General features: G+C 61.2%; 15 protein-coding genes. 10 read left to right on the top strand and 5 right to left on the bottom strand.

Annotated features, from left to right (window positions below; all coding sequences use genetic code 11):
• Positions 1-7 precede the first annotated feature (7 nt).
• The 6 genes from GR197_RS20565 to GR197_RS20590 all read left to right on the top strand — a co-directional run bounded on the left by GR197_RS20565 (position 8) and on the right by GR197_RS20590 (position 5389).
• Positions 8-1135 carry an ABC transporter permease gene (locus GR197_RS20565; protein WP_164012857.1) on the top strand — a complete coding sequence of 376 codons (1128 nt, stop codon included), beginning with the start codon at positions 8-10 and terminating at the stop codon, positions 1133-1135.
• Positions 1135-2061, top strand: a complete 927-nt coding sequence (locus GR197_RS20570) for an ABC transporter permease (RefSeq protein WP_164012859.1) — start codon at positions 1135-1137, stop codon at positions 2059-2061. The genes GR197_RS20565 and GR197_RS20570 overlap by 1 nt, the downstream gene beginning before the upstream one ends.
• Before the next feature lie 65 nt (positions 2062-2126).
• Positions 2127-2828: a biuret amidohydrolase gene (gene biuH / locus GR197_RS20575; RefSeq protein WP_164013059.1), complete on the top strand. Its 702-nt coding sequence runs from the start codon at positions 2127-2129 to the stop codon at positions 2826-2828.
• Complete coding sequence (locus tag GR197_RS20580) at positions 2825-4375, top strand: ABC transporter ATP-binding protein (RefSeq protein ID WP_164012861.1); 1551 nt, start codon at positions 2825-2827, stop codon at positions 4373-4375. The genes biuH and GR197_RS20580 overlap by 4 nt, the downstream gene beginning before the upstream one ends.
• Positions 4375-5043: a cysteine hydrolase family protein gene (locus GR197_RS20585; RefSeq protein ID WP_164012863.1), complete on the top strand. Its 669-nt coding sequence runs from the start codon at positions 4375-4377 to the stop codon at positions 5041-5043. The genes GR197_RS20580 and GR197_RS20585 overlap by 1 nt, the downstream gene beginning before the upstream one ends.
• Positions 5036-5389, top strand: a complete 354-nt coding sequence (locus GR197_RS20590) for a cupin domain-containing protein (RefSeq protein WP_164012865.1) — start codon at positions 5036-5038, stop codon at positions 5387-5389. Before GR197_RS20585 ends, GR197_RS20590 begins: the two co-directional genes overlap by 8 nt.
• A gap of 101 nt (positions 5390-5490) precedes the next feature.
• Here GR197_RS20590 and GR197_RS20595 read toward each other — a convergent pair whose 3' ends face one another.
• Both GR197_RS20595 and GR197_RS20600 read right to left on the bottom strand, forming a co-directional pair.
• A complete protein-coding gene (locus GR197_RS20595; protein WP_164013061.1) occupies positions 5491-6075 on the bottom strand; it encodes a cysteine hydrolase family protein in 585 nt (194 codons plus the stop codon).
• A gap of 76 nt (positions 6076-6151) precedes the next feature.
• Complete coding sequence (locus GR197_RS20600) at positions 6152-8521, bottom strand: putative bifunctional diguanylate cyclase/phosphodiesterase (RefSeq protein ID WP_164012867.1); 2370 nt, start codon at positions 8519-8521, stop codon at positions 6152-6154.
• A gap of 124 nt (positions 8522-8645) precedes the next feature.
• On the opposite strand from GR197_RS20600, the gene GR197_RS20605 reads away from it, so the two are divergent.
• Positions 8646-9452: a transporter substrate-binding domain-containing protein gene (locus GR197_RS20605; RefSeq protein ID WP_164013063.1), complete on the top strand. Its 807-nt coding sequence runs from the start codon at positions 8646-8648 to the stop codon at positions 9450-9452.
• 101 nt (positions 9453-9553) lie between these two features.
• On the opposite strand, the gene fdhA is transcribed toward GR197_RS20605, so the two are convergent.
• Positions 9554-10744 (bottom strand): formaldehyde dehydrogenase, glutathione-independent, encoded by a 1191-nt coding sequence (fdhA, locus tag GR197_RS20610; RefSeq protein WP_164012869.1) that lies wholly within the window; start codon positions 10742-10744, stop codon positions 9554-9556.
• Between the two features lie 774 nt (positions 10745-11518).
• Here fdhA and GR197_RS20615 point away from each other — a divergent pair.
• Positions 11519-11953, top strand: a complete 435-nt coding sequence (locus GR197_RS20615) for a hypothetical protein (protein ID WP_164012871.1) — start codon at positions 11519-11521, stop codon at positions 11951-11953.
• A 145-nt stretch (positions 11954-12098) separates the two neighbouring features.
• Here the strand turns inward: GR197_RS20615 and GR197_RS20620 are convergent, their stop codons facing one another.
• Positions 12099-13001 (bottom strand): EamA family transporter, encoded by a 903-nt coding sequence (locus GR197_RS20620; protein WP_164013065.1) that lies wholly within the window; start codon positions 12999-13001, stop codon positions 12099-12101.
• A gap of 112 nt (positions 13002-13113) precedes the next feature.
• On the opposite strand from GR197_RS20620, the gene GR197_RS20625 reads away from it, so the two are divergent.
• Positions 13114-13983, top strand: coding sequence for a LysR substrate-binding domain-containing protein (locus GR197_RS20625; RefSeq protein WP_164012873.1), 870 nt, complete (start codon positions 13114-13116; stop codon positions 13981-13983).
• Here GR197_RS20625 and GR197_RS20630 read toward each other — a convergent pair.
• Complete coding sequence (locus tag GR197_RS20630; RefSeq protein ID WP_246724643.1) at positions 13964-15058, bottom strand: GlxA family transcriptional regulator; 1095 nt, start codon at positions 15056-15058, stop codon at positions 13964-13966. The genes GR197_RS20625 and GR197_RS20630 overlap by 20 nt on opposite strands.
• Between GR197_RS20630 and GR197_RS20635 the strand changes: the two genes are divergently transcribed.
• Entirely contained in the window at positions 15057-15959 is a 903-nt protein-coding gene (locus GR197_RS20635; RefSeq protein WP_164012877.1) for a 3-keto-5-aminohexanoate cleavage protein, read from the top strand. The genes GR197_RS20630 and GR197_RS20635 overlap by 2 nt on opposite strands.
• Positions 15960-15966 lie beyond the last annotated feature (7 nt).

The following is a 15966-nucleotide window of genomic DNA, read 5'->3' on the forward strand; positions in this document are numbered from 1 at the left end:
AAGCGCCATGACCATCGAGGCCAACGATCCTGCACTATCGATCGCGGGAAAACCGGCTTCGCTGCGCCCCGTTCTCGAATGGACCGCGCGGCGAGCCGAGCCTGTTGTTATCGGGCTTACGGCCATCCTGATCGGTCTTGCGCTCTTCTCCCTCTTCATTCTGGCGGTCGGCAAGTCGCCGGCTACCCTCTTCCAACTGATGTACACCGGCGGCTTCGGCAGCTGGTTTTCGGTGCAAAACAGCCTAAGTCGTGCCGCACCCCTTCTCCTGACGGCACTCTGCGTCGCCCTGCCCGCCCGTCTCGGCCTCGTCATCATCGGTGGGGAAGGAGCGGTCGTGCTGGGCGGCGTAGCTGCCGCAGCCATGGCTCTGCCGCTCGCCGGCACCGCGCCTGTCTTCCTCACCCTCATTCTGATGGCGATCGCTGCCATGGTGGTCGGCGGCATCTGGATCGGCCTTGCCGGGTTCCTGCGCCACTACCGCGGCGTCAACGAAACCATCTCGTCGCTGCTGCTCTCCTATATCGCCATTGCCCTGATGAACCAGTTCGTCGAAGGGCTGTTGCGCGATCCGGCAAGCCTCAACAAGCCATCGACCAGGCCGCTGCCGGCGGAATACATGCTCGGCAATATTCCCGGCATGGACGTGCATTGGGGTCTCGTCATCGGCATCCTCGCCTGCATCGTCTCCTGGATCGTGATCGAGGCGACGAGCTACGGTTTTGCCGCCCGCATCGCCGGCGGCAACGTGCGCGCCGCCCAGATCCAGGGGCTACCGGTCGGCAAGCTGATCGCCGGATTTACCGCCCTTGCCGGCAGCTTTGCCGGTCTGGCGGGCATGATCGAAGTGGCGGCGGTGCAGGGAAGTGCCAATGCTTCGCTTGCCGCAGGCTATGGTTATACCGGTATCCTCGTCGCCTTCCTCGCCAGGCACAATCCGCTGGCGATCATCCCAGTCGCGATCCTGCTCGGCGGCATCGACGCCTCGGGCGGCCTCATCCAGCGGCGCATGGGTCTGCCGGATGCGACCGTTCTGGTGCTGCAGGGAACGCTCTTCATCGTCATTCTCTTCTGCGAAACCTTCTACGGCCGCTTCAAGATCTTCAATCCCGACCTCTGGAAAAGGAGCCTCTGATGGAAGAGACAGGCATCGGCATCTGGGGCGTGCCGCTGGCGATCTTTGCAGGCGCCATCCGCGTTTCCACCCCGTTCATCTTCGTCAGCCTCGGCGAGACGATCACCGAACGCTCCGGCCGCATCAATCTCGGCCTGGAAGGCACGCTGGTCTTCGGCGCCATGACGGCTTATGCGGTGGCCGTCATGACTGGCTCGCCGACCCTCGGCGTGCTGGCCGCCATGATGGCGGGCGCGATCTTCGGCGTCCTCCACGGCTGGATCTGCAAATTCCCCAAAGTCAATGACATCGCCATCGGCATCGCCATGATGCAGTTCGGTCTCGGCATGGCGTTCTTCCTCGGCAAATCCTTCATCCAGCCGGTGGCGCCGAAACTGCCCTCGATCGCGCTCGGAGGCTGGTCGAGCATGCCGCAGCTACAGGCGGCGCTCAATATCAACGTGCTGTTCTTCATCGGCGCAGCACTTGCTCTCTTCCTGTTCTGGGCCTTCAAGAATACCCGCATTGGCCTGATCCTGCGCGTCGTCGGCGACAGCACCGATGCAGCCCGGGCCATGGGCATCGACCCGGACCGGGTTCGCCTGCTGGCGACGGCCGCGGGCGGCTCGCTGGCGGCGATCGGCGGTGCCTACCTTTCGCTCTATTATCCGGGCTCGTGGAACGAAGGCATCTCGTCGGGTCAGGGCCTGATGGCCGTGGCCCTCGTGATCTTCGCGCGCTGGAACCCGATTGGCTGCTTCCTCGCCGCCCTACTGTTCGGCGGTACCGGCGCGCTCGGCCCGGCGCTGCAATCGGTCGGCGTCACACAAGGCTACTACCTCTTCTACGCTGCCCCTTACGTGCTCACCCTGATCATCCTGATTGCCACCTCCTCGCCTACCCGCTCGCTCGCCGGTGCGCCGGGTGCGCTGTCGCTGACGAAATAACCGAGCCCTGTGATGAACGGACTTGGCGGTCTCAACAAATCTGCCGCGGAATAGGAGAGAGAATGATGGACGCGATGGTCGAAACCAAAGGGCATTTTATCGGCGCCGATCCGTATCCGTGGCCCTATAATGGCGCTCTCAGGCCTGATAACACCGCCCTCATCATCATCGACATGCAGACGGATTTCTGTGGCAAAGGCGGCTATGTCGACCATATGGGTTACGACCTGTCGCTGGTGCAGGCGCCGATCGAACCCATCAAACGCGTGCTTGCCGCCATGCGGGCCAAGGGCTACCACATCATCCATACGCGCGAGGGCCATCGCCCCGACCTCGCCGACCTGCCGGCCAACAAACGCTGGCGCTCGCAGCGGATCGGCGCCGGCATAGGGGATCCCGGTCCCTGCGGCCGCATCCTGACGCGCGGTGAACCCGGCTGGGACATCATCCCCGATCTCTACCCGATCGAAGGTGAGACGATCATCGACAAGCCCGGCAAGGGTTCGTTCTGCGCCACCGATCTTGAGCTCATCCTCACCCAGAAGCGCATCGAGAACATCATTCTCACCGGAATCACCACCGATGTCTGCGTCTCGACGACGATGCGCGAGGCGAACGATCGCGGCTACGAATGCCTGCTGCTGGAGGACTGCTGTGGGGCGACCGACTATGGAAACCACCTCGCCGCCATCAAGATGGTGAAGATGCAAGGCGGCGTCTTTGGCTCGGTCTCCAATTCCGAAACCTTTGTGAGCCAGCTGCCATGAGCACGGTTCGCGACACGCCCCTTCCCAAGGCCGGCAAGGCGATCGGTATCGATACGCTCGGCATGACCATGCGCTTCGGCAGCTTTACCGCGCTCGACAACGTCTCGATCGCCGTTCCGGCCGGCTCTTTTCACGCGCTTCTCGGCGAAAACGGCGCCGGCAAGTCGACGCTTGTCAAATGCATCATGGGCTTCTATCACGCCACGTCGGGCTCGCTGTCGGTCGACGGCCGCGAGGTCGCGATCGGCTCACCCAAGGATGCCGCGACCTACGGGCTCGGCATGGTCTACCAGCATTTCACACTGGTTCCCTCTCTGACCGGCGCGGAAAACCTGGTCATCAGCCGTGCCGAAGTACCGGCGGTGATCAACTGGGCCGGGGAACGTAAGGATCTGGCGGCCTTCATGGAGCGCATGCCGTTCAAGATCCCGCTAGACAGGCCAGTGAGCCAGCTTGCAGCCGGCGAAAAACAGAAGCTCGAAATCGTCAAGCAGCTCTATCTCGGCCGCTCCTTCCTGGTCCTCGACGAGCCGACCTCGGTGCTGACGCCGGCGGAGGCAGACGAGATGCTCGGCATCGTGCGCGGGATGACCGAGCGCGGCGAACTCACCGTGCTGATGATTTCTCACAAATTCCACGAAGTGACGAAGTTCGCCGATTCCGTCTCGATCCTGCGGCGCGGTAAACTGGTGGGCACCGGCAAGGTCGGTGAGCTCTCCACATCAGATATGGCGGCGATGATGATCGGCGACGTCAAGCTCGCCGAACTCGACAGCCGCCTCCCGGTGGCGGAAGCGGCAAGGCCGGTGCTGTCGCTAAGCCGGGTAAAAGCGCCGGATCGTTCCGGTCTGAAAACGATCGAAATCGACGAGCTTACGGTGCGCTCCGGCGAGATCGTCGGCATCGCCGGCATATCGGGCAACGGCCAGAAGGAGCTGACGGAAATTCTCGCCGGCCAGCGCCCGACGAATACCGGCCAAGTCATGGTCAATGGCGAGGCTTACGGCGCCACCCGCGACGAGACCCGCAAGAACAAGGTGCGATTCATCCCCGAAGAGCCGTTGCAGAATGCCTGCGCGCCGAAGATGACGGTGAGCGAGAACCTTGCGTTCCGTACCTTCGATTTGAAGCTGGACGGAAAGGACGCGATCTGGCTGAACAGAGGCAGCATGAAGAAGCGTGCGTCGGCGCTGATCTCCGACTTCAAGGTCAGGACCGCCTCTTCCTCCTCGCCGATCGCAGCGCTTTCAGGCGGCAATGTGCAGCGTGCCGTGCTCGCCCGCGAGCTGACGGGCGATGTCGATCTGCTGATCGTCTCCAACCCATGTTTCGGCCTCGATTTCTCGGCCGTTGCCGAAATCCGCGCCCGCATCATGAAGGCGCGCAATTCAGGCGCTGCCGTGCTGCTGCTCTCCGAAGACCTCGACGAACTGCTCGAAATGTCCGATCGCATCATGGTCATTTCGGAAGGCAGGCTGGTTTACGAGACGCCGGCGCGTTCGGCCGATATCGGCGTGATCGGCGCCCACATGGCGGGGCATCACTGATGGTGGGGATCAAGGCCGAACCTTTCGCCTTTCCGGTGAAACATGATGAGCTCGCCCTTATCGTCATCGACATGCAGCGCGATTTTGCCGAGCCCGGCGGCTTCGGCGCAAGCCTTGGCAACGATGTCAGCCGCATCACCCGCATCGTGCCGGATGTCAAACGCCTCATCCAGGGCTTCCGCAATGCCGGCCTGCCTGTGATCCATACGATGGAGTGCCATCGGCCTGATCTGTCCGACCTGCCGCCGGCGAAACGCGACCGCGGCAATCCTTCGCTCAGGATCGGTGACGAAGGCCCGATGGGCCGCATCCTGATCTCGGGCGAACCCGGCACGGCAATTATTCCGGAACTTGCTCCTGTGAAGGGAGAAATCGTCATCGAAAAACCCGGCAAGGGCGCCTTCTACGCGACCGAGCTTGGCGCCGTGTTGCAGCAGAAGGGCATCAGCCAGCTCGTCTTTGCCGGCGTCACCACCGAAGTCTGCGTGCAGACGACGATGCGCGAAGCAAACGACCGCGGCTATGAATGCCTGCTCGCCGAGGAGGCGACGGAAAGCTATTTCCCCGAATTCAAAGCCGCAGCCGTCGCCATGATCCGCGCCCAGGGCGCGATCGTCGGCTGGACCGCCCATGTCGACGACATTCTGGAAAGTATTGCCAATGCCTGAAACGACCCGCGAACTGCTGACATCGGGCGGCTGGAAGCAGTTGGAATTCGGCCCTTTCCGCGAGAATGTCACCATTCATTGGATCCGACCCTTCGAGGGCGATCAGCCGGGCGTGGCGCTGTTGAAATATGAGCCCGGCGCCTCCGTCCCCCGCCATCGCCACGAGGGGCTTGAGACCATCCTGGTGCTCGATGGTGTTCAATCCGACGAGACGGGCGATTACATCACCGGAAGTTATATCGTCAATGCACCCGGCAGTGAGCATTCGGTCTGGAGCGATACCGGCTGTATCGTGCTCATCCAATGGGACCGGCCGGTGAAAATACTCGAAGAGAAAATCGCATGAATCCGGCACTCGCCTTCGACTGCGCCACGCTGCATGGCTCAAACGCAACGGTGGCAGCATCGAGCTAATCGAAGCAGTCTCATCTCTGGCGCGACGTGCGTTTAAGCAACGGTTCTCAAAAATTCCTCGGTTTCCATGAGTTCGAGCTGTACGGAAAACCGATCGTGCAGAAGTTCCAGGGAGGCGTCATGAGTATCGTCGGCGCCGCTGCAGACGGCGTCCTTCAGCACGATGACCCGATAAGCGAGATCGATCGCGCCGAGCGTCGTGGCAAGCACGCAGACATCCGTTTCACCACCGGTGATGACCAGGGTATCGACCCGTTCCGACTGAAGGATAGGATGAAGGCGACCGTCGATCCAAGGGGAATACGTGCGTTTGTCGAAGTGTCTCGCCGGCGGAATCAGCGACGCCAGCGATGCGGCCAGATCGATGAAGCCGCGGGGAAGATGTTCGCCCGTCATCATCCACCATTTCTGGTAATAATCCCGCCATTTCCCCGGCATGTCGTCGGCATGTTTGGGTGGCACGAAACGGGTGAAGATCGTTCGGGATGGGTGCCGTCCGGCCAACTCTTCGATCTGGGGAGAGACCCGTGCCATCCAGGGAACGTGCCACGGCGTGTCTTCAGCAAACATCCGCTGCATGTCGATACAAAGATGCCGCCACTCCCCGACCTCGCCCATCACATCCTCCGTTCTCCGGGCGTCAACCTCTGCCTGCGGTGAAAGTTCCCCTGACTGGCGGAAGATCAGAAGCCTTTCAGGCGACGGCGCCTCGAGCGACCGCCAGCAATCCAGTGGCGCTCTCAGGTTGCTGGAAACAATCGAGTTCGCGAAGAGGAACGGGTTTGGAGAAGAAGTAGCCTTGGAGGTCGGTGCAGCCGAGGGCGGCCAGAAAGTCGCGTTGATATTCGGTTTCAACCCCTTCCGCCGTCGTCGAGATCCCGAGGTTGCGGCTGAGAGTGACGATGGCGCCGATGATCGCTGCCCCGTTGGCTTTTGTGCCGAGCAGCGAGACGAAGGATCGATCGATCTTGATGCGGTCGATGTCGAAGCGCATCAAGTGGCTGAGGCATGAAAAGCCGGTTCCGAAATCGTCGAGCGAAATCTGAATGCCCCGGCTGCGCAGCGACTTCAGCACCGAATAGACGTCCGAGTTATCCTCGATGAGCGAGGACTCGGTGAGCTCGAGCTCGAGCCGGGATGGCGGCAGCCCGCTCTCCTGAAGCACGGCGAAGACTTCCTCGGCAAAATTCGGTCTTCTTAACTGGGCGGGAGACACATTGACGGCAACGAACGTATCTTCAGGCCATTTGCAGGCGGCTCGGCAGGCTTCGCGCAGCACCCAGAAACCGAGCGCGTCGATGAGACCACCCTCCTCGGCGACAGGGATGAAGCTGGCAGGCGCCAACAGTCCGCGCTGGCTGTGACGCCAGCGCACCAGAGCTTCCGCGCCCGACTCCGTGTAGCCGCCCTCGGCACGATGCACGGTTTGGTAATAGACCTCGAGCGATCCGAAGTCCGGCCTGATCGCAGCCGGATCTGAGCGTAGACCGTCGTCGGATGAGGCCATGCTTTTGGCCAGAACTTCCCGCAATTCGTTTTTGAGAATGTCGCGCGCATTTCTGCCGCCGTCCATGGAGGGCGAATAGACGCGCCATTGACCTCTCCCGCCCATCTTCGCCTCGTAAAGCGCGACGTCGGCGTAGCGCATGATGTCGTCGGCATTCCGGCCGGCATCCGGCACGACGGTTATGCCGATCGAGCCGCCGACGCGGGCGACCGCCTCCCCCCGCAAAAGCGGGAAGGGCTTGCCAAGTTCGGCAACGATCGCTTCGCAGATTGTCGGCAGAACATGATCATGGTCTTTGATGTCCCGGAGCAGCAGGGCAAATTCGTCCCCTCCGAGCCGGGCGAGCGTGTCGCCTGGACGCAGTATAGAGCGGATCCGCTCCGCAGCCATCCTGATGAGTTCATCGCCGGCCGCATGGCCAAACGTGTCGTTCACGGCTTTGAAGCGGTCGAGGTCGAGAAGCGCAACTGCCGAGCGCTCGGCCGAATTTTTTGTCTCGGCCAGGCACTCGTCGAACCGGATGGCAAACAAGGCGCGATTGGGGAGGTCGGTCAGCACATCATGCAAAGCAAGCTGCCGTGCATGCAGCTCGCTTTTCTTCAATTCGCCGAGACTGCTTCGCAACCGCACCAGTAGAACCGAGAACAGGATGGCGATCACCAGGGCGGCGATCGAAAGCGCCGGCATCAAGCGGCCGATCACCCTCGAACCTGGAAGATCGGGCCGCCAGACGATGAAGCCGATCGGTTCGCCGTTTGCCGTGGCGTCGATCTGAAACGCAACCTCGTTTTCGTCTGCATCGGCGGTGCGCGCGAAGCGCGCCCCGTTGAGCCCCTGTTGCCGGCTCAATTCGTCCAGCGCTGCGCCATCGATAAACCGAACGACGATCAGGAATTGCCGCGTCGGCGGCTGTTGTCCCTGGTCGGCCTCGTTGATGGCGACGACGCCGACGATCGTCGGCCGGCCTTCCAGCCGCATCAGATTGGCCAAGGCACGGTTGGAGCGGGCGGCACTCGCAAGGCGGCTTTCCATCGAGGACGGCGTTCGTTCGGAAAACGTCCCTTGTCTCACCCCAAGGCGGGCATCCTGAAGGAGAGGCAAAAAGAGAGGCTTCATCCAGCGATAACGCTTTTCCGTCTGGGCGTCCGCCAGCATGAGCAGCTGAGCCTTCTCGTCGACGACGAAAGCCTGGTCGTAGCCGAAGGCGGACATTGCGGTCTGGCTGATTGCGCTCCCGGCCGCCGCCGTCAGGACTTCTTCGAGGCTTGAGGAGCCTCCGGTTGACCGGGCGGCGGGATGAACACGTGTGAGGTAGCCGTTGCCGAACTGGCCGATAACATGCGCGACCTGATCGACCTGTTCTCGCAGGCGCGCATTCACAAGCTGACGTTGGCGATCAAGGGCGGCAGCGTCACTCTCGGTTCCTGCCCACAGCGCCGAAAGCACGACAAGTCCAATCGCTCCAAGGCCGCTGACGGCGATCAGAAAGAGAATTCTTCCCGAGGCGATCCAGGATTGCTGAAACGTATTGGAGCTGGAAGGAACAACGATTTGCAAGCCTGGACCCCTGGACACCACGATACGGGCGTATTCGCCGACGCTAACAAAGAAGCGTTCACGTAGAATTAAAAGCTGCGGCGCACTATTGGCGAGATCGAATACGCCCCAAGGAGCCCTGACGATGCTGCGCATATCCCTTCAGACTATGTTGCGCGGAGCACTGATTGCGGGGGGCTTGGGTATGTCATTGACCGCGGCCGCGCCAATCCAGGCGGCCGCGCAAGATCGGATGCCGATGCGAATTGCCGTCGAAGGCGCATTTCCGCCCTTCAATTACGTCGATGCAAATAACAAGCTTCAAGGCTTCGACATCGATGTTGCCAACGCCCTTTGCGAGGTCGGCAAGTTCGAATGTCAGTTCATCATCGAGAAGTGGGACGACATAATTCCCGATCTCGTTGCCGATAAATACGACGCGATCATCTCATCCATGTCGATGAGCCTCGAGCGGCGTCAAAAGGTTGCTTTCACTGAAAAATACTACAACAGCCCGTCCGTGTTCATCGCTCGGAAAGATTCGCCGATCAGCGATATCAGCCCCGCCGCCCTCAACGGCAAGATTCTCGGGGTGACGTCGTCAACGGCGCAGGAATCCTACGCCAACCATCTCTATCCGGAGATGAAAAAGAAGGTCTTCCGGTCTTCGCCTGAATTGTACAAAGCGTTGTCGGACGGCAGCGTCGATATCATCCTGGAGGACAAACTCGCCATCTACGACTGGATCGCCAACACCAAGGCCGGGACCTGCTGCGAGTTCAAAGGGCCGGATCTGGTCGACGTCACATATTTCGGTGAAGGTGCCGGCATCGCGCTGCGCCTGGATGACAAGGAGCGTCTTACGCGCTTGAATGAAGCGTTGAAGAGCATCAAGGCGGACGGGACCTATGACATGATCAACGCAAAATATTTCCCGTTCAGCATCGAGTAGTGTCGCCGACGGATTCTTATGGTCGAGACATTCAAAATGTTACAGCGCCGCGCGTCTGAAAAGATGCGCGGCGCTGCAAGTTTGGTCTTCAGTCCTTGGTGTTAGGCGGCTTTCGCGACGTCTCCATGTGGATCGAGGACATATTTCGTCGCCGCGCCCTGGTCGAAGCTCTCATATCCGGCGGCGGCATCGTCGAGCGGGATAACCTTGGCATTGACGATATCCGCAATAGGCAGCCGGTCGTGGAGGATCGCCTGCATGAGTTGCCGATTGTATTTGAGCACCGGCGTCTGGCCGGTGTGGAAAGACTGCGCCTTGGCCCAACCGAGGCCGAAGCGGAGCGCAAGATTGCCGTGTTTGGCGGCATTGTCGACGGCGCCCGGATCCTCGGTGACGTAGAGGCCGGGAATACCGATCGAGCCTGCGGCGCGGGTAATCTCCATCATCTGGTTGAGCACGATCGCCGGCTGTTCGCCGCCCGAATGGCCGCGCGCCTCGAAGCCGACTGCGTCGATGGCGCTGTCCACTTCATTGCTGCCGACGACCTGCGCGATCATGTCGCCAAGACGGTCGCTCTTGGAGAGATCGATCGGTTCGAAACCGACCCTCGCTGCATGCGCCAGGCGATCCTTGTTGAAGTCACCGATCATGACGACCGCGGCGCCGAGAATGCGGGCTGAGGCTGCAGCCGCAAGGCCGACAGGGCCTGCGCCAGCGACGTAGACGGTCGAGCCGACCCCGACGCCGGCGCGCACTGCGCCATGGAAGCCGGTGGGCAGAATATCGGAGAGCATGGTGAGATCGCGGATCTTCGCCATCGCCTTGTCCCGATCGGGAATTTTCAGCAGGTTGAAATCCGCATAGGGAATGGTGACATAGCGCGCCTGCCCGCCGATCCAGCCGCCCATGTCGACATAGCCGTAAGCGCCACCGGCGCGGGACGGGTTTACCGTCAGGCAGACACCGGTATCCTGGGACTTGCAGCAGCGGCAACGGCCGCAGGCGACATTGAATGGTACCGAGACGATATCGCCGATGTCGAGCATCTCGACGTCGACGCCTTTCTCGATGATCTCGCCGGTGATCTCGTGGCCGAGCACCAGACCCGGCATCGCCGTCGTACGGCCACGGACCATGTGCTGGTCGGAGCCGCAAATGTTGGTCGATATTACCTTCAGAATGACGCCGTGTTCGATGCGGCGGCCATCGGGCGCTTCCAGCTTCGGATCGTCGAGATCGCGAACCTCGACCTTGCCCGGCCGGAGATAAACGACGCCTCTATTCTTGCTCATGGATTCCTCCCACTTGTTGATGCCTCAAGCTGCAACCGATGCAGTCGATGGCAACCTTTCCTTCGGCCTGCCTCCTCTGCAGCCCGGTATTCACAACGCGCCGGATATCGCCGCATCGGGCGATATTCGAATTTCACGAATGGACAGATTGGATGAAGGGAGAGAGTGAACACGATAGGTCTTGCCTGTCGTTCCGCTCGTCATCGCCGCCGCAATCGTCGATCTGCTGCGTAAGCGCCGGTTTCGGGCTCCAGAACCTCCTTTCGATCCATTTCGATATCTTTCCGGTTCTCTCCGGTGATCTCCTTGCGGATTCAGTTCTTATAACAGCTGCCGGGCGGCCGGACCGGCCTTCCATTGGTTCATGTCGCCGGTTTGCGAGGCGGCGCCTTGAACACCATAAGAAAACCACGCGGGGCGGAAAACAGCGCCCAAAAAAACGACATGGGTGCAATTCAAAGACGACGTCGGCGAAGCTGCGGCGGCATGCCGCTCAAGCGAATACGTTGGCCCCCGGAATAGGGCGGTTTTCCGGATCGCTTCAGAAATTTGATGCAGGCCTCTGATCAAATAGTTTGAGCGATGATATCGCCCGCTGTCGAGCCTCAGCTTATGCTCTGGAGCCTGATTTGGCCAATTGGCCGTCTTGCCGTGATCACATCTGCTCGGCCCGCAGCAGGCGCCGTTTTCAATCGTGATTGGACATCGGCTTCGACCTGAGCCACGCTGTTTTTGGGAGCGGACCATCTATTTTTGCGAAGATAGGAGGCCGGAATGGAACAGTATGCACTGGAGCAACTGAAAGCAGTTGCAAAGGTCAGCACGACCTGTAAGCGCCTTGAATTAACGCGGCGCGAACGCATTGAACGGTGGGCTGAATGTCTCGAACGCAGCCCCAGACCGTATCTTAGAACGCTTCACGAAACCGAATATCAGCCGATCGCAGACCGGTTTGCCCTGCGGGATGACGACACACCGATTTCTGTTGCATTCGCTGACCCCATCCTGCGGGCGGCAGGAATGGAAAATGACAGCTATGGGGAGGCCAGACGGTTCTTCGAACTGAGCGACGAGCAGTTGCACGATGTTGTCTGCTTTTGCCATTTTGGTGAACGCGTCAGCGCGGCGACAGTCGCTCGTCGCGTGCGAAAGATGGCAGATCGCAGTCCAAGCGGTTTTTTCGCTCAGCTCCGTGCGTTCTTTGGCTAGCGGTCAGTAGCGCTATGCGCTGTCTGGCGGTTTGTGAACGGTCAACCTGATCGTTTTGGCGAGTGGCCCGCTCTGGCCCCTCCCCGAAAGCGATGGTGTTGGCATGCCTCGTCGCATTGCGTCTCGTGCTGCGGCCACTTGACATTTAGTTACGTGACCACCGGCCCCGATTGAAGTCGACCGCCGTGTGCCAGCACACGGCGCCGAGGATGATCGCGCCGCCGAAATAGGTGGCGACGGGCGGCTGTTCCGAAAACAGCAGCCAGACCCAGAAGGGCGTCAGCACGATTTCCATCGTGCCGATCAGCGCTGCCTCGGCTGGCGGCATCCGCTTCGCCCCGGCAAGGAAGAGCACCAGAGCGAGGGAGAAATTGGTCGCGCCGAAGGCGGCAAGGACGATCCAGTTGTGCAGGTCGAGCGAACCGACCGAACCGAACGGCGCGAAGATGACCAGGGTCAGAAAAGCGCTGACGACGGTCGGCGGCAGGCTCGGCACGCTGGGATCGATGCGCGGAATGATGATGACGAGCGCAAACGACGCGGTCATGCCGAGCGCCAGCAGGTCGCCCCAGCCGGTGCCCCCGCCGATCGACGAGGCGACGATGACCGCAACGCCGAAGAGCGAGACGCCGCCGGCAATCAGCGTCCGCCTGGCGACCCTCTCCTTGAGGATGAGCCATCCGAACAAGGCGGCGATGAACGGCGTCGTCGCATAGATCATCGTCACATTGGCGACGGTGGTCATGTAGAGCGCTCCGATGAAGCAGCCCTGACTGAAGGTCTGGCAGGCGATCATCGCAAGTCCCGAGGGATGGAAAACGGAACGCCATTGCCGCCGCGAGATGCCCCCTTCGAGGAAAAGGCAGGGGATCAGCAGAAACAGGCCGCCGAACAACGATCGCCAGGCAATCGCCGTCCATACGTCGGTCGTGAGCAGCCGCGCGTAAACGCCGCTCGCACTCCAGGCAAGCGTCGCGGCAACGATGAGAAGCACACCCTTCTCGTGCTCGCTGCCTGCGAGGCGTGTGGTCGGATTTTCAATGGTCACGCAGATGGTCTCGAAGAAGGAAGTCGAACGCGGTTCATTCCTGCGCCCGGAATTGACATTCGGCAAATGAATAGTAGTGATAGCTGTCATCGATTTTTTCTATGGCTATTTCATGCAAGCACCAATCGAGAGCGACCTGCTGAGGACCTTCCTGGTCGTCGCCGAAACGTCGAACTTCTCCGCGGCTGCCCAGCGCATCGGGCGGACGCAATCGGCCATCAGCACCCAGATCAAGAGGCTCGAGGCAGCGATCGGCGAAAGCCTTTTCGAGCGTGGCGCCCGCGGCGTGCTGCTGACGCGCCAGGGCATGCAACTGGTGCCTTATGCTCGCAGGGTGATCGATCTCTTGAACGAAGCCGCCGTGACGATCCGCAGCAAGCCGCTCGACGGACCGGTGCGTATCGGAATTCCCGAAGAGTATAGCCAGACGGTGCTGCCGGCAGCCCTTGCGGCTTTCGCGGTGCGCCATCCGGCGGTCGAGGTCACCGTTTCCTGTGACTACACGGTTCGCAACCTTGCTGCCCTGGAACGGGACGAACTCGATCTGGCTGTCGTTTTCGACTGGAGCGATCAGAACAAGGGCGAGGTTCTCTGCATCGATCCCACAGTCTGGGTCACATCGATGGTCCATCGGCTGCATGACATTGATCCGCTGCCCGTTGCGACCTATCGCAACTCCACCTGGTCGCGCGATTTTGCGCTGCGGTCGCTGGAGCAGATCGGCCGCAACTACCGGATCGCCTTCATCGCCGATACCGGCTCGGGGCTGAAGAATGCCGTGACCGCGGGCCTTGCCGTCACCACGCTTTCGCGCAGCAGCATCCCGCCCGGCTGCCGGGAACTGACCGCCGAAGACGGTTTTCCGCCGGTCGATTCCTCGAAGGTTGTGCTCCGCCGCAGCACGTATCGCTCCAGCGAAGCCGTGCGGGTGCTTGCCGAGATGGTGCGCGACGCTTTCCAGCCTATGGCGTCGCCGGTATGATGCGCCGGCGCAGTCGGCGCCTCGTCTCGGAGGGGCTCTCGGAGAAACTCGCCCGGTAGCTTCTCGCAAAGGCCGAAGCCGAATTGAAGCCGGTCGCCGCGGCGATGTCGGCGAACGAGGCTGTCGTCTCGATCACCTTGCGGCGCGCTGCGTTCAGGCGTAGCGCCAGATAATGCACATGCGGCGGCGCGCCGATGCTCTGCTGGAAGAGATCCTGCAGATGCCGGGCGCTGACGCCGACCCTGCGGGCCAGCCGCGCGAGGATCAGAGGCTGCTCGATATGCTCCTCCATCAGCCGCACCGCCTGCGTCACGCGGGAATCCTGCATGTGCAGTCCCGCCGAGGCCGCGGCAAGCGGCTCGTCCGCATGGAAGGACGGCTGCTCGTAGCGGAACAGCCGGCTGACTTCGAGCGCCAGCGAATAGCCTTGCCGTTGTCTGATCACCTCCAGCATCAGATCGACAGTCGGAAGCGATCCCGATGTCGTCAGCCGCTTACCGTCGATGACGAAACGATCCTTGACGGCCCGCACCTCAGGATAGGCCAGTGCAAAATCCTCATAGTCTTCCCAATGAACGGTTGCCGATAGGCCATCGAGCAGGCTTGCCTCGGCCAGCAGCCAGGTACCGGACTCAATGCCGGCGATTGTCGTACGGTAGCGGGCGGCCTGCGACAGCTGCATCTTCAGCGCCGGCGTCGCGCTGCGGCGCCAATTATAACTCGCAAGCACGAACAGCGGCGCTTCGTCCCGCGTCGCCTGGAACATCCCCTGGGCCGGGATGGCGATATCGCTGGTGGTCGGGACCGGCGCTCCGTCCGGCGTCAGCAGCCGCCAGCGATAGAGTTCGCTGCCGGCGATGCGGTTGGCGCCGCGCAAAGGCTCGATGACAGAGGCGATCAGGATCAGGTTCGCATCCGGCAGGACGAGAAGATCGATATCAAGCCGTTCCGTCGATCGTTGCAGCAAAGCCACCTCCCTGTTGTTCCGATAATGTATCGATGAGTTCCGAAAATGCAAAGCATCTCCGCCGATCCTGCCGCGTAATGGTCGGTAAGACGGGGAGAACAAAAACATGCCTCTTGCAATGAACCGCGATGTTTTCATCACCTGCGCCGTCACGGGCGCCGGCGATACGATTTCCAGATCCAGCCATGTTCCCATTACTCCCAAGCAGATCGCCGCCTCCGCGATCGACGCCGCCAAGGCTGGGGCGGCTGTTGTCCATTGCCATGTACGCGATCCGGAAACGGGGGCCGCCAGCCGCCGCAACGATCTCTACAAGGAAGTCACCGACCGCATCCGCTCGGCGGATATCGACGTCGTCCTCAATCTCACTGCCGGCATGGGCGGGGATATGATCTTCGGGGATGTCGAAAGCCCCCTTCCCCTCAATCCGAAGGGCACGGATATGGCAGGGGCCACCGAGCGCGTCAGCCATGTCGCTGAATGCCTGCCGGAGATCTGCACGCTCGACTGCGGCACGATGAACTTCAATCTCGGCGACTATGTCATGACCAATACGCCGGCCATGCTGCGGGCGATGGCGAAGAAGATGACGGATCTCGGTGTGCGGCCGGAGATCGAAGCCTTCGACACCGGCCATCTCTGGTTCGCCAAACAGCTTGCCGAGGAAGGCCTGATAGAAGACCCGGTGCTGATCCAGCTCTGCATGGGCATTCCATGGGGCGCGCCCGACGATCTCAATACCTTCATGGCGATGGTCAACAACGTGCCTCAGAGTTGGACCTTCTCGGCCTTTTCGATCGGCCGCAATGCCATGGCTTATCCGGCCGCAGCGGTTCTTGCCGGCGGCAACGTGCGCGTCGGCCTGGAAGACAACCTCTTCGTCGGCAAGGGCCAGCTCGCCACCAATGCGCATCTCGTCGAAAAGGCCGTGCAGGTGGTCGAAGGCATGGGGGCGCGGATCATCGGTCCTGAGGACGTTCGCAAGAAGCTGAAGCTGACGAAGCGCTGAGGATATC

The sequence above is a fragment of the Rhizobium phaseoli genome (assembly GCF_010668805.1).
Classification (GTDB): Bacteria; Pseudomonadota; Alphaproteobacteria; order Rhizobiales; family Rhizobiaceae; genus Rhizobium; species Rhizobium phaseoli_A.